Raw genomic sequence first — 12,758 nt, forward strand, 5'->3', positions numbered from 1 at the left:
TCAGTTCTCCGGTTGCGGTTTGGGTTCGGCATGGGACGCATGTCCGTCACCATGTGCGTCACGTCCCATGAGGCGCTTCAACCATTGTTCCAGATCATCGATGTAGGTGAACACGGCCGGCACGACCAGCAAGCTCAGCATCGTCGACGTAATCAGACCGCCGATCACCGTGATCGCCATCGGTGAGCGGAAGCTCGGATCCGCGCCCCAGCCCAGGGCCAGCGGCAACATACCGGCGCCCATCGCGATCGTCGTCATCACAATCGGACGCGCACGTTTATGACAGGCATCGACCAGCGCCTCAAAACGTGCCATCCCTTCGCGACGCGCCATGATCGCGTAATCAACCAGCAGAATCGAGTTCTTGGTGACGATCCCCATCAGCATGATCAGACCGATCATGGATGGCATCGACAGCGCCTTGCCTGCCAGCAGCAACAGCACAAATGCGCCGCCAATCGACAATGGCAAGGCCGCCAGAATCGTGATGGGCTGCATGAAGTCGCGGAACAGCAAGACCAGTACGCCATAGATACACAGCACACCAATCAGCATCGCCAGACCGAAACTCTCGAAGAGTGCCTGCATCTCCTGCGCATCGCCCAGTTCCGCAATTTTCACATTTGGCGGCAGATTGCGCATCGACGGCAGGGCGCGCGCTTCCTGATTCAACTCACCGAGTGAGCGCGCCCCCAGTTCGACATCCAGTGTCACATTGCGGCTGCGATTGAGACGGTCGATCTGGGCCGGTCCGCTATCCATGGTGACCGTCGCCACATTACCGATCATCACCGGGCCATTCCGGCCCGGCACAGTGAGTCGTTCGATCGTCGACAAATCGGCCCGCGCTGCGTCCGGCAACTTGATCAGGATCGGCACCTGACGTTCGCTCAGGTTCATCTTGGGCAGGTTCTGATCATAATCGCCGGCCGTGGCAACACGCACGGTTTCGGCAATGCTCGACGCCGTCACGCCCAGTTCGGCCGCACGTGCCGTATCGGGGCGCACGATGATCTCTGGCCGCACCAGCGAAGCACTGGAGGTCACGTTGCCGATGCCACGCAAGGTACGTAATTCACGTTCGACCTTTTTGGCAGCATCACTTAACGCGACCGGATCGTCGCTGCGCAAAACAAGCTGCATCTTGACGCCGGTATCCGGCGGGCCAACGGTAAAACGTGCGCCCGGAATATTGGCGATATTGGCACGAATACCGTTTTCGATCTGCGACATGGTTTGCTTGCGATCATTGCGGTGGGTCGTCGTCAGTGTCAACACCGCACGACGCGCCTCTGCAGCAGCACCCGGCGCAAAGGCATCACCACTCGAACCACCGCCAATCGAGCTGAAGACACTGGTGATGTTTTTATCGCCCATCACAGCAAGACGGACGCGTTCAGAGACAGCAATCGTTTCATTGAGCGTACTGCCCGGCGGCAATTCGATCGTGATTTGCGTCTGGGCACGATCAGCCGGCGGCACAAACCCCGTTGGCAACAACGCTACCAGCGACACGGACACCACAAAGAAAATCGCTGCCGCAATCACCGTTGTCAGACGATGCCGCAAACACCACTGCATGGTGCGCATGTAGTGCTGCATGATCCAGCCATCTTTCTCGACATGCTCTTTTTTTGGTTTGAGAATGTAGGCTGCCATCATCGGCGTCAGCAAACGTGCAACCACCAGCGAGGCCAATACCGCCAGCACTGCCGTCCAGCCAAACTGCTTGAAGAATAATCCGGGAATCCCCGCCATGAAGGCAGTCGGCAGAAACACCGACACCAGTGCAAAGGTGGTGGCAATCACCGCCATGCCGATCTCATCCGCCGCCTCCATCGCGGCCTGCATCGGCGTCTTGCCCATCGATAAATGTCGCGAGATGTTTTCAATCTCGACAATCGCATCATCTACCAGTACACCGATCACCAGTGCCAATGACAACAGCGTCACCGTGTTGAGCGTATAGCCAAAGTAACTGAGACCGAGGAAGGTTGGAATGACGGACAGCGGCAACGCCGACGCTGCCACGATCGTGGCACGCCAGTCGCGCAAGAACCACCAGACCACCAGCACCGCCAGGAAGGCCCCTTCGTATAAAAGCTCCATCGATCCGTCAAAGTTTTCCTGCACTGGCTGTGCATTGTCGATGGCTTGCTTGAAAACGACATTCCGGTTGGACGCCTGCAGTTCTTCCACGGCCTTGGCAACACCTTCGGCGACCTTGACTTCACTTGCACCCTTGGAGCGGAAGATTTCAAATCCGACGACTGTCTTGCCATCCTGAGACGCCGTCGCGCGTCGCTCTGCAATCGTATCGATCACCCGTGCCACCTGATCCAGACGAATACGACGGCCATCGGACAATGGCACTTGCATTTGCGACAGCTCTGCCGCGGTCTTGACAGTCGCGATCGTACGCACCGCCTGTTCGGCACCGCTGACATCCCCACGACCACCCGGCGCTTCCAGCTGCACCGCACGCAATTGACGCGATACATCCGCAGCAGACACGTGCAATGCCGCCATGCGATCCGTATCAAGTTCGACACGGACTTGTCGTTTGACGCCACCAACACGTTTGAAGGAGCCCACACCCGGCACGCTCAGCATGCGCTTGCCAACGGTGTTGTCGACAAACCAGCTCAGCTCTTGTTCATCCATGTTGCTGTCTGCCGAGGGCGATGCGGTATACGTCACCACCACACGACCGGCCGTGGCAACCTTGGTCACTGCCGGATCACGCAGATCGGCCGGCATGTCGGCACGCACCAGCGATACGGCATCGCGCACTTCATTCACCGCATCGGACAGATTCTTTTCAAGAATGAATTCAATCGTGATCGTGGCAACGCCATCGAGCACCTTGGTATACATGTTCTTGATGCCTTGCACCGACGCAACCGAATCTTCGATCTTGCGCGCCACTTCCGTTTCCAGCTGGGCAGGTGCCGCGCCAGGCAAGGTTGCCGTGACGGTGACGATGGGCAATTCGATATCCGGAAAATCCTGAACCGCACTCGACTTGAAAGCGAGCAGACCTGCCAGGGTCAGCAGGACAAACAGCATGATTGCCGGAATCGGGTTCTTGATGGAAAGCGAAGAAAAATTCACGCCGGCTCCGATCAGTTCTTGGCAGGTTGGGTCGGCGCGCCTTGTGGCGCAGCCGGTACCGCAGGTGTTACCGGATCGGCTGCCGGGGTCTGGACCGGTGCCTGTTCCTGCACGACGTGCACCAGGTCGCCATCATTCAGAAAGCCGGCACCGCTCTGCACAATCACGGCATCTTGAGCCAACCCTTCCACAATCTCGATACGATCATCCAGACGACGGCCCGGCACAATCTTGACCTGCGTTACACGATTGTCCGCATTCAGACGGAACACATAGCTGAAGCCGTCACGAATCACGACGCATTGCTGCGGCACCGTAATCGCATTGGACTCACCCAGCTCAAACGCACCGCTCGCGAACATACCTGCACGCACGGGTGCGGCCTTGGGCGGTGTCGGCAACAGATCCACATACACGAGCGCCGAGCGGTTATTGGCGTCAACCGTTGGTGCGATCATGCGCACCTTGCCAGCGACTTCCGTTCCATTTGCAGCGCGCAACAAAACAGGCGTACCGACATGCAGATGTCCAAGCTCTTCCGACGTCACTTCCGCACGCCACTCCAGCCGCCCCTGACGAATCATGCGGAACAGTTCCGTACCCGCGCCCACGACGGCACCGACCGTCGCGCTGCGGGCCGAGATCACACCATCATCCGGTGCCACTACCTCGGTCTGCGTCAGACGGATTTGTTGCACTTCCAGCGTGGCACGTGCGGCTTCCGCACGCGCCTTGGCCGTTTGCGCGGTCGTCAGATACTGATTGATCTGTTGCGTACTCAGCGCACCCGTGCTTTCCAGTGTCTTTGCGCGATCCGCGTTGGCCTGTGCGTCTGCGGCATTGGCTTCCGCTTCCATCACCGAGGCACGTGCCTGTGCCACGTCGGCCTTGGTTGAGGTTTGCGAGAAGGTTGCCAATATCTGACCACGCTTGACGACATCGCCGACATTGACGCGTACGTCGGTCAGTTTCAGGCCATTCGACTCACTGCCGATGATCGCTTCCTGCCATGCCGTGATCGTACCGTTGGCATTCATGCGGATTGGCAATGCCGCTTGCGCGGGCTGCACAGTCGTTACGGTCAGCGCGGGTTTTGGTGCGGCTTCATCCGCTTTCTTCTCGTGTGCACCACCGGCAAAGACGATGATCAGAATGACGACCAGAACGATGAATGCGCTGATCGCGATGATTTTGTTTTTCTTATTGAGGTTGATGCGTTTCATTTTTTCAATCCGTCAGAGGAATCGGAAGAGGTGCCAGAAGATGACTGCAACGAAGTCGCGACTGCGGCATTTGCGTTCTGATCCGGGTTGCGCCAGCCACCGCCTGCTGCACGATACAGTGCCACCCATGCCTGCATGCGCTCACGCTCGAGTGTGACGGCGTTCAGTTCGGACGCCAGCCGCATGCGTCGCGCATCTTCCAGTTCCATCAGGCTGGCCAGGCCACTGCGGTAGCGTGCTTCGGTTGCCTCGAAAGAATTGCGATAGCCATCCACTGCCGTACGCGCGTCATCGCTACGCGAAGCCGTACTCTGCAGATTGACCATTGCTTCTTCGACCTCGCGCACTGCCTGACGCACGGTACCGCGATAGCTGGCAACCGCAGACTCGTAATTGGCACGCGCCGCATCCACATTGGCAGCGCGTCGACCGCCATCGAAAATGGGAAGAGAGAGCTGCAATGGCCCGATGCTCCATGTCTGTAAATCGGTCGCCACGCCAGCGGAATGGAAGCGCGCCACACCAATCGAGCCGTTCAGTGTCAGGCGCGGATAACGTGCCGCCATGGCGCTGCCGGTTTCTGCACTGGCGGCGGCGACCTCACGCTCGGCAACAAAGACGTCCGGACGTTGCACCAGCGTCTGGGCCGGCAAGCTGTCAATCACGATGCCCGGCGTCGTCGCAGGCACGGATGACGCAGCAAGCTTGCTGAGCAGTACCGGCTCGTCGATGGCCGTCAACGCAACCATTGCCTTGACGTCAATGTCGCACAGCGCCTGCTGCTGCGTGGCGCGTCCGTTTGCTTCTGCCGCGCTGGCGCGCGCCAGCGCGGCGTTGGCCGGTGCTTCAAAACCGGCTTTCATGCTCAAGTCCGACAATCGTGCGGTTTCGCTGCGCGAAGCCGCGTCCGAACGCGTTACTTCTACCAGTTTCTGACAGGTGCGCAGGCTGTAATAGCGATTGGCAACTTCCGCGGCAACCGCCACGCGTGCATCGTGCCAGTTGGCTTGCGCACCCTGGTAACGCACGATGGCCGCACGATTGGTGGCGCGATTGGCTCCGAACAAGTCGATTTCCCAAGATGGCTGCAACGCCACTTGTGATGTGGTGTTGAGCGGCAAGGGCGGCTGACTGTTGGTGCGATTCATGCTGGCGTTCAAATCCAGTTTGGGGATCAGCGCCGCGCCCGCTGCTACTGCGTTGGCACGCGATTGCTCGATCCGAGCATGCGCCGATGCCACGTTCGGACTGACAATTTGCGCTGCTTCGATCAACTCGACCAGCAAGGGATCGTTCTGTTGCTGCCACCATTGCGACAGATCAGTGACAACACCGCCATGTGGCAAGCGTGCTTCCGCTGCATCGATTGTTGGTGCAGCTGGTGCAGACGCATACCACCGTGTCGGAGCCGGCGCATCGACACTGGCCGGCGGCGCCTTGAGCGCACAACCTGCCAGTAGAACCGGCAGGCCGGCACACACAAGCAAAGGAAGTCTGTTCATCATTTTTGTTGTTGTTCGGATTGAGAGGCAAGCTTGCGACGTTGTGCTGCGGCAGCCAGCACCATGGCTTCGGCGTACCCGGTCAATTGCGTTGTCCAGCGCTCCAGCTCATCGTCCCTCGCAATCAGTGACGGACGAATCGCTCGCAGAATGTCGTCATTAATGTAGACCTGCATTGCCAAGCCAGCGATTGAAAATGCCAGTCGATGAATTTCGTCGTCTTCTTGCTCGACTTGCATATGTTTGAGCAGCAGTTGCACCAGTGCGGCATGCGATGGCTTGATCTGTCTGTCGATCTCTTCCTGCCACATACCGGTTGGTTCCAGCACTTCACGGAAATGCAAAAGGATGCCCAGTTGCGTCGTTTCGCTCTGCTTGAGTGGCGCCAGAAACTCCTTGTAGAACACCATCAACGCATCACGCAGTGATAATGCGTGGACATCGTGACCTTCGCTCCAGCTATTGCATTCCGGTCCCATCGATTCAGCAAACGCGGCGCGGTACAGCCCGTCCTTGTCACCAAAATAATATTTGATTGAAGCAACGTTGACGCCTGCCGTCTGTGCGATATCCCGCGTGGATGTCTTGCTGAACCCTTTTTCGGCAAAGAGTCGCAATGCGGCGTGCAACAGGCGCTGGCGCGCCTCTGCGCCATCGGCGCGCTGACGGCGCTGATCGGCTTCCGGCACGGAATCATCCGGCGTCAAAGAGGGGGAGGTTTTTTTGGCAGCGTTCATGACCGCCATTAAACCACAAAATTAAACACTTGATTTAATTAAATCAGATGTTTGATGTAATTGCATATCCGATAAGATCAGAGGCAAAAAAATAGCCGACATTCTTGTCGGCTATTTTTAATCCATCCGTCGGACAGCTTCAGTGTCCTACTACCTTGGCAAGCAGTGCGGCGTATTCTTCAATGCCGAAAGGCTTCATCAGCCAGCCCACGTCATCGGGCACATCATCACCGCGTGCGTAACCGCTGGCGACTGTAATGTCGAGCTCCTGAATTTCACGCGCCTTGCGCGCAAGCTCCAGACCCGACATGCCGGGCAGACCGATATCGGTCACCATGACATCAAACGATTCTTTGGTCAGAAGATCAAGCGCCGATTCTGCAGAAGCGCATCCATGCGCTTCGTGGCCGAAAAACCGTGTCATCTCGATCATGCCTTCCAGCGCGTCGACGTTGTCCTCGACCAGCAAGACCTGCAATGTTTTTTCGTTTGTCATTTGCCACAGCCCAATACTTGATGCACTGCCATGCAGTCGTTGTTATTTTTCAGATGCGACGATTCTACGCGTCAAATCCTCTTTACGGTACCGTCGTGCCGTAATTTATGTAGAGCAAACTGTGAGCAACAACTTGTAAGCCAGCTATTTATTCAAGGTCAGGGATGATCGTTGGCGGCCCTTGTTCATCCGCACTTTGTACGAATAGCAAAGTCAGCATAAAACCCGATAGTGAAAGAATGCCAAGCAGGACGGCAGCAAAATCTTGATACATTGCAAACCAGACAATCGATGACAACATGCCAAAGGTGGAAACACTTTTGAAAAGAATATTCACGACAAACCTCGCTGAGTAAGCAATTTCATAACAAACTCCACCTTTGTTAAATATTGTTAAAAACGTGTGTTCGTAATGTAGTCAGCTACGCGATTGTTACCTATAGGTATTGCGCTCGATTTCATGTAGGAAAATAGGGCATTCCTTATCATTTATTGCACGCCTGCCTCGTCGATTCGTTCTTCCGCAAACCACGTGTACTGTGGGTTTGCGTACCGAGATGCTTGCCATTTTGGCGCTACAGTGAAAAACCCCGATGTGCAGATCTGCACCATTATTTCCAAAGGAGTTTTTCATGGCTGAGACCCACAAGGAGCAACTTGCCAATCTGCGTCAGAAAATTGAGAACGTTAAATTCGGCATGCTGACCACCGTCAACCCCGATCAGACCCTGTCCAGCCGCCCCATGACGGCGCAGCAGATCGATGCGCAGGGTCAGATGTGGTTTTTCACCTCGGACAAAAATGCCTTTACCAAGGATCTGTCGCGCCAGCCCGAAGTCAACATCACATTCTCAAATCCCGATGACAGCCTTTATGTGTCCGTCTCGGGACGAGCCACGCTGGTCCACAATCGTGACAAGGCAGAGGAGCTCTGGAACCCGATGGCCGGCGCCTGGTTTCCCGGCGGTCTCGATGATCCAGATCTCGCCCTCATCAATCTGGATATCGTCACTGCCGAATACTGGGATTCCTCATCCAGCAAAATGACGCAGTTGTTTGCCATCGCCAAAGGCATCCTGACGGGACAACGTCCGACCGACGTCGGCGAACATGTCGAGATGAAGCTGTGATAACGGGCCACATCTTGCGACCATCCTGACCCAACATCCGGTGATGGGTGGGCGGCAGCCATATAGCTCGAATGCGCGATGGCAAGAACTGGTCCCCACCCGACACCAACTCAGTATGGATCTGGCGACGGAAACGGCAATGCCGTGAAAGGCCCACACACTGTAAATCAACACTAAGGCGATATCTTGTGGCTTCAGGCTGCCAGGCTTATCGTGGCCGAGTAACCTGCAACGCCATAGGAGTGAAATGATAGAGGGGTATGATATGAAAAAGCGGTTTTGCCATATCTGCCTCTTGCCGTAGTGGGCAGACCGTGATCAGGGAACCAAATCCCTTCTCGTCCAAAATCAGGACCAGAGAAACCGTCATTATGCTGAAGTGAAGCGCACCAAAAGGACTATCGAGATGAAAACGAAACCGATTTCTGTCGTAGCGATTTTGCTCGCCACGTGGACACTCACCGCTTGCCAAACCAGTAGAGGCAATATGGATAACAGCACCAAGACGAACGTCTGCCGTCCGGATGCCGCTGAGGCGCTGGTGGGCATGAACCGCCTCACCGATGAGCAGGCGATGCAGAGGACGGGGGCGACGATCGTTCGCCAGATCGCACCGGGCCAGGGCGTGACGATGGATTATCGCCAGGAGCGCGTGACGATCGAAACCGATCCACGAACCGGCAAGATCACCCGCGCCGCCTGCGGCTAGCGTCCCTGATCCGTATTTTTGCCGCGGCCACGATACCGGCTGGGCTTGGCTCCATAGGGCATCGAGACGAGGAGCGTGTGCATGGATCAACAAGCCGCCGGCTGGCGGCTTTGCTTTTTCTGACATTGCAGTAATCGTGTTCGCACTTGACGTGACGACATGAGGTGCGACATAAGGTGCCAAGGCACGCAGGACAACAAGAAAATCGGGTAACAGGCAATAACACTGCGATAATTCCGGCGACCAATCGCAACTGTCTACCAATGCACACCCCCATCCTGTTATTCGGTTTCTTGCAGACCTCCTGGCTGGAAATCATTTCCTTCCTGCTGGCACTCGCCATGGTCGCGCTGAACATCCGGCAATCACCGTGGGGCTGGTTATTTGCGATCATCTCAGCCGCGTTATATGCAAAAGTCTTTCACGAAGCACGGATCTATGGCGACATGGGTCTTCAGTTTGTCTTCATTGCCGTCTCCATATGGGGAGCCTATCAATGGCTGTTCGGCGGCCGACTGCATCAGGGCATCACGGTTTCGCACTTATCAAGAAAAGGCTGGTCATTGACAATCGCGAGCTGGGGCGCGGCATATGGCTTGATTTTCATCTTGTTGGCGCGCTTCACCAACAGTGATGTTGCCCATATCGATGCTTTCCTCACGGCAGGCAGCTTGGTTGCCCAGTTTCTGCTTGCACGCAAGACACTGGAGAACTGGCATATGTGGATCACGATTGATCTGCTGTATATCGGTCTATACATCCACAAGAATCTCTATCTGACCGCTGTGCTTTACGGACTGTTTGCCGTGCTGGCGTGCATTGGATTAAACGCCTGGAAGAAATCCCTGACAATCCGAGCGGGAGTGCCATGAGCACAACTGTGCAACGCGTCGTCATCCTCGGTGCCGAGTCGACCGGTAAATCCACACTGGCGAAGACGCTGGCTGCGCATTATCAGACCCGCTGGGTACCGGAATATCTGCGCACCTTTGTCGATTTGCACCAACGCACACCACATGCAGAAGAACAGTTTCTGATTGCCACGATGCAGCGACAGCATGAGGCGGAAAATGAAGTGTTCGCGCATCGCTTTCTGTTTTGCGATACATCACCGCTGATGACGGCAATTTACAGCGACTATTATTTCGGTGGAATCGATGCGCCGCTTGGCTTGCTAGCGTCACAGCATGATTATGCTGCCACCATCGTCACGGCACCGACTACACCCTGGATGCCGGATGGCTTGCAACGGGAATCGGACGATGTGCGACAGCAGATTCATGCGCGCCTGTTGCGCGCGCTCGCCGCGGCCAACATTGCTTATCAACTCGTCGATGGCAATGTGGAAGCGCGCATGATGCAGGTAATCGACTATCTCGAGAACACCCATCGACAATAAAAAATGCCGCTAGAACATTCGTCGTAGCGGCATTTCCGTAAAAATAAAATTGATCAGAAATCGAATTGTGCCGACATGCGGAAGAGTCGTGGTGCACCCGGAATCAGATAGCCACCAAAGGCATTCGAGGCATCTCCCCAATAAAACTTGTTAAATGCGTTATCCACACCGAACCGCAATGTGGTCGCCGTATTGCCAATTTTCGTCGCATAACGTGCTCCCAGGTTAACGATATGGTAGCCGTCCACCTTGCGGTTCAGTTCTGCAATCTGGTTGTTCGGTGCAAATGTTTTGCTTGTCGAATAAATCCAGGTCGCATTCAGCTTCACCGCAGGCATTTGCGGGAGTGCATAGTCCATGTAGACCGCCGATTTGAAGCGCGGTACGTTACCGATGCGTTTGCCTTCGATACGATCATCCCCCGTTCCTTCGGCCTTTGCCTGCAGCGCGGTAAAGCTGGTCCCCACCATTAGCTCGCGTGTAACACGCCCTTGCACGGCCAACTCGACACCGCGATGTATTTGCGTGCCAGACATCACGTAGTCTGATGCTGCGTTCACATATTCGTTATTGCGTTTGATCTGGAACACGGCAGCAGACACATTGATATCCTGCGTAACGTCCGCTTTCACACCGAACTCGATCTGCTTCGATTTGCTTGGATCGAGAATGATCTCGGCATTATTTGTGCCGGTCGGTGCCTCGCCTCCCGGCTCCAGGCCTTGCGAGTACGCGCCATACACATTGACGTTGGGACGCAACGCGTAGACAAGGGCCACATTGGGCAGAACGAAATTGTCATCGGTGCTGCGCGTCGTCGTGCCAGCAGAATTGAATTGCTCACGCTTGAGCTGCACATAACGAACACCCGCATGCAACTTCATGCGATCGGTCAGCGTGATCACATCCTGAATGAAAGCTGCACGCTCTTCATCCTTGCGGCGCAGGGAAACAGGATTGGTTGGACCAAGCGCATAGTCATAATATGCCGGGTCATAGATACTGCTTTCACCAACATAACCGAACGTGTAGTCGGCAAAATTATCACGGCGATTGAGTGTGGAAACGCCCGTCGTCAGATCATGGCGCACACTTCCCGTCATGAAGTTACCTTGCAATAGAGCCTGCGTCGTCATGATGGAACGCTTGTCATTGTCTCGGCGCAGATCATATAAAGAATAACGACCATCACTGCAATAACCAATAATCAATCCTTCCGGAACACAGCCGGAAGGCAATGCCACCGCATCATCACGACGCAAGGTTGATTTGTTGGCCTGCAATGTCGTGCGCCAGTTGTCGTTCAATTCATATTCAAACTTGATGCCGATGTTGTCGTTGTCATCAACAACCGGACGACTCCACGACTGATCGTTGAGCATTCTCTTCGCACTCACATTGGTTGGAATGCTTTGCGCAGCACCCAGCAACTGATAACCCGGCACAGTCAGTTGTGACTTGTGCTGGTAATCCATATCCAGCTGCACAACAGCACGCGGACTCAGGCGCCAATCAAATGCACCGGAGATGAAACGACGGTCGCCATTCGACCCACGTACATAGGATTTGATCTCTTCCGCAGCCGCATTGATGCGATAGCCAAAAACGCCATCATCAGAACGACCACCGAGATCAACTGCGCCGTACACCGTACCGCGCTCGCGTACTTCAAACGTTGCTGAACGTGTCGGCGTATCGGTTGGGCGCTTGGTCACATAGTTCAGCACACCGCCGGATGCCGCAATACCGGCCTGCAAACCAGCCAGGCCCTTGAGCACTTCAATGCGCTCCTTGTTTTCCATCGGCACCATGGCTTGCGCAAGAATCACCATGCCATCCTTGCGATAGTTCGCGCCCTGATCGAGAACAAAACCACGAATCGCAAACCAGTCGGCCAGACCAACCGCGTTATACGAGTTTTGCACGCTGGCATCCCATTTCACCGCATCCGTTGCAGATCGCACGCTGCGTTCCTGCATCTGTTCGTGCGTAATGACACTGATTGATGCCGGTGTTTCGCGCAAAGGCGCTTCAGAAAAACCACCCACGCTGGCATTGCGTGCGATGCCCTCGGCAGGCGCGGAAGTTACGACGACTTCCGGCAAGACATTTTCGCCTGTACTGGTCTGTGCAAAGGCAGCAGGGGTCAATGCGCTGGCAACGGCCAGTGCGATCAATTTGTGACGGAAGGGAAATGCAGACATTGTTTGCTCACTCAATCGCGTTACGGACAGGCCGCGCGGGAATGAACAAAGAGTCTCTGGAGGGAAGAATTACCTTGAGTGACTTTTCGCTTCCCTACGCTGGCATTATCCAGGTCAGGTTCAAGGGTTTCATCTCACCCGAAGATTGCTCTTCAGGACCCCTAGCGTGGGCCGCATACTAACAGAAAAAAGCTGCGAATCAAGTGATTCCCGGCCTTTCGGCAGGGTTGGAATGTTGCGTCAT

At 55.5% G+C, this 12,758-nt stretch carries 11 protein-coding genes and 1 riboswitch; of the genes, 4 read left to right on the forward strand and 7 right to left on the reverse strand.

Features of this window, described 5'->3' with window-relative positions; translation table 11 throughout:
- The 6 genes from IEV29_RS08805 to IEV29_RS08830 form a co-directional block, all read right to left on the reverse strand.
- A complete protein-coding gene (locus IEV29_RS08805) occupies positions 1-3,114 on the reverse strand; it encodes an efflux RND transporter permease subunit (protein WP_188380818.1) in 3,114 nt (1,037 codons plus the stop codon).
- An 11-nt stretch (positions 3,115-3,125) separates the two neighbouring features.
- Positions 3,126-4,337, reverse strand: coding sequence for an efflux RND transporter periplasmic adaptor subunit (locus IEV29_RS08810; RefSeq protein WP_188380819.1), 1,212 nt, complete (start codon positions 4,335-4,337; stop codon positions 3,126-3,128).
- Complete coding sequence (locus tag IEV29_RS08815; RefSeq protein WP_188380820.1) at positions 4,334-5,839, reverse strand: efflux transporter outer membrane subunit; 1,506 nt, start codon at positions 5,837-5,839, stop codon at positions 4,334-4,336. The genes IEV29_RS08810 and IEV29_RS08815 overlap by 4 nt, the downstream gene beginning before the upstream one ends.
- Positions 5,839-6,576, reverse strand: coding sequence for a TetR/AcrR family transcriptional regulator (locus IEV29_RS08820; RefSeq protein ID WP_188380821.1), 738 nt, complete (start codon positions 6,574-6,576; stop codon positions 5,839-5,841). The genes IEV29_RS08815 and IEV29_RS08820 overlap by 1 nt, the downstream gene beginning before the upstream one ends.
- Positions 6,577-6,715: 139 nt before the next feature.
- Positions 6,716-7,072, reverse strand: a complete 357-nt coding sequence (locus IEV29_RS08825) for a response regulator (protein ID WP_188380822.1) — start codon at positions 7,070-7,072, stop codon at positions 6,716-6,718.
- Between the two features lie 148 nt (positions 7,073-7,220).
- Positions 7,221-7,409 (reverse strand): hypothetical protein, encoded by a 189-nt coding sequence (locus IEV29_RS08830; protein WP_188380823.1) that lies wholly within the window; start codon positions 7,407-7,409, stop codon positions 7,221-7,223.
- 295 nt (positions 7,410-7,704) lie between these two features.
- Here IEV29_RS08830 and IEV29_RS08835 point away from each other — a divergent pair, with 295 nt between their 5' ends.
- The 4 genes from IEV29_RS08835 (at position 7,705) to IEV29_RS08850 (ending at position 10,310) form a co-directional block, all read left to right on the forward strand.
- Positions 7,705-8,202 carry a pyridoxamine 5'-phosphate oxidase family protein gene (locus IEV29_RS08835; protein WP_188380824.1) on the forward strand — a complete coding sequence of 166 codons (498 nt, stop codon included), beginning with the start codon at positions 7,705-7,707 and terminating at the stop codon, positions 8,200-8,202.
- Between the two features lie 487 nt (positions 8,203-8,689).
- A complete protein-coding gene (locus tag IEV29_RS08840; RefSeq protein WP_229726290.1) occupies positions 8,690-8,911 on the forward strand; it encodes an I78 family peptidase inhibitor in 222 nt (73 codons plus the stop codon).
- A gap of 263 nt (positions 8,912-9,174) precedes the next feature.
- Positions 9,175-9,783, forward strand: coding sequence for a nicotinamide riboside transporter PnuC (pnuC, locus tag IEV29_RS08845; RefSeq protein ID WP_188380826.1), 609 nt, complete (start codon positions 9,175-9,177; stop codon positions 9,781-9,783).
- The gene (locus IEV29_RS08850) at positions 9,780-10,310 is read left to right on the forward strand and encodes an AAA family ATPase (protein ID WP_188380827.1); all 531 of its coding nucleotides are present in this window, start codon (positions 9,780-9,782) and stop codon (positions 10,308-10,310) included. The genes pnuC and IEV29_RS08850 overlap by 4 nt, the downstream gene beginning before the upstream one ends.
- A gap of 53 nt (positions 10,311-10,363) precedes the next feature.
- Here the strand turns inward: IEV29_RS08850 and IEV29_RS08855 are convergent, their stop codons facing one another.
- Positions 10,364-12,514, reverse strand: coding sequence for a TonB-dependent siderophore receptor (locus IEV29_RS08855; RefSeq protein ID WP_188380828.1), 2,151 nt, complete (start codon positions 12,512-12,514; stop codon positions 10,364-10,366).
- A gap of 74 nt (positions 12,515-12,588) precedes the next feature.
- Positions 12,589-12,687: riboswitch (TPP riboswitch) on the reverse strand.
- Positions 12,688-12,758 lie beyond the last annotated feature (71 nt).

This window comes from Oxalicibacterium faecigallinarum (assembly GCF_014635705.1).
GTDB lineage: Bacteria > Pseudomonadota > Gammaproteobacteria > Burkholderiales > Burkholderiaceae_D > Oxalicibacterium > Oxalicibacterium faecigallinarum.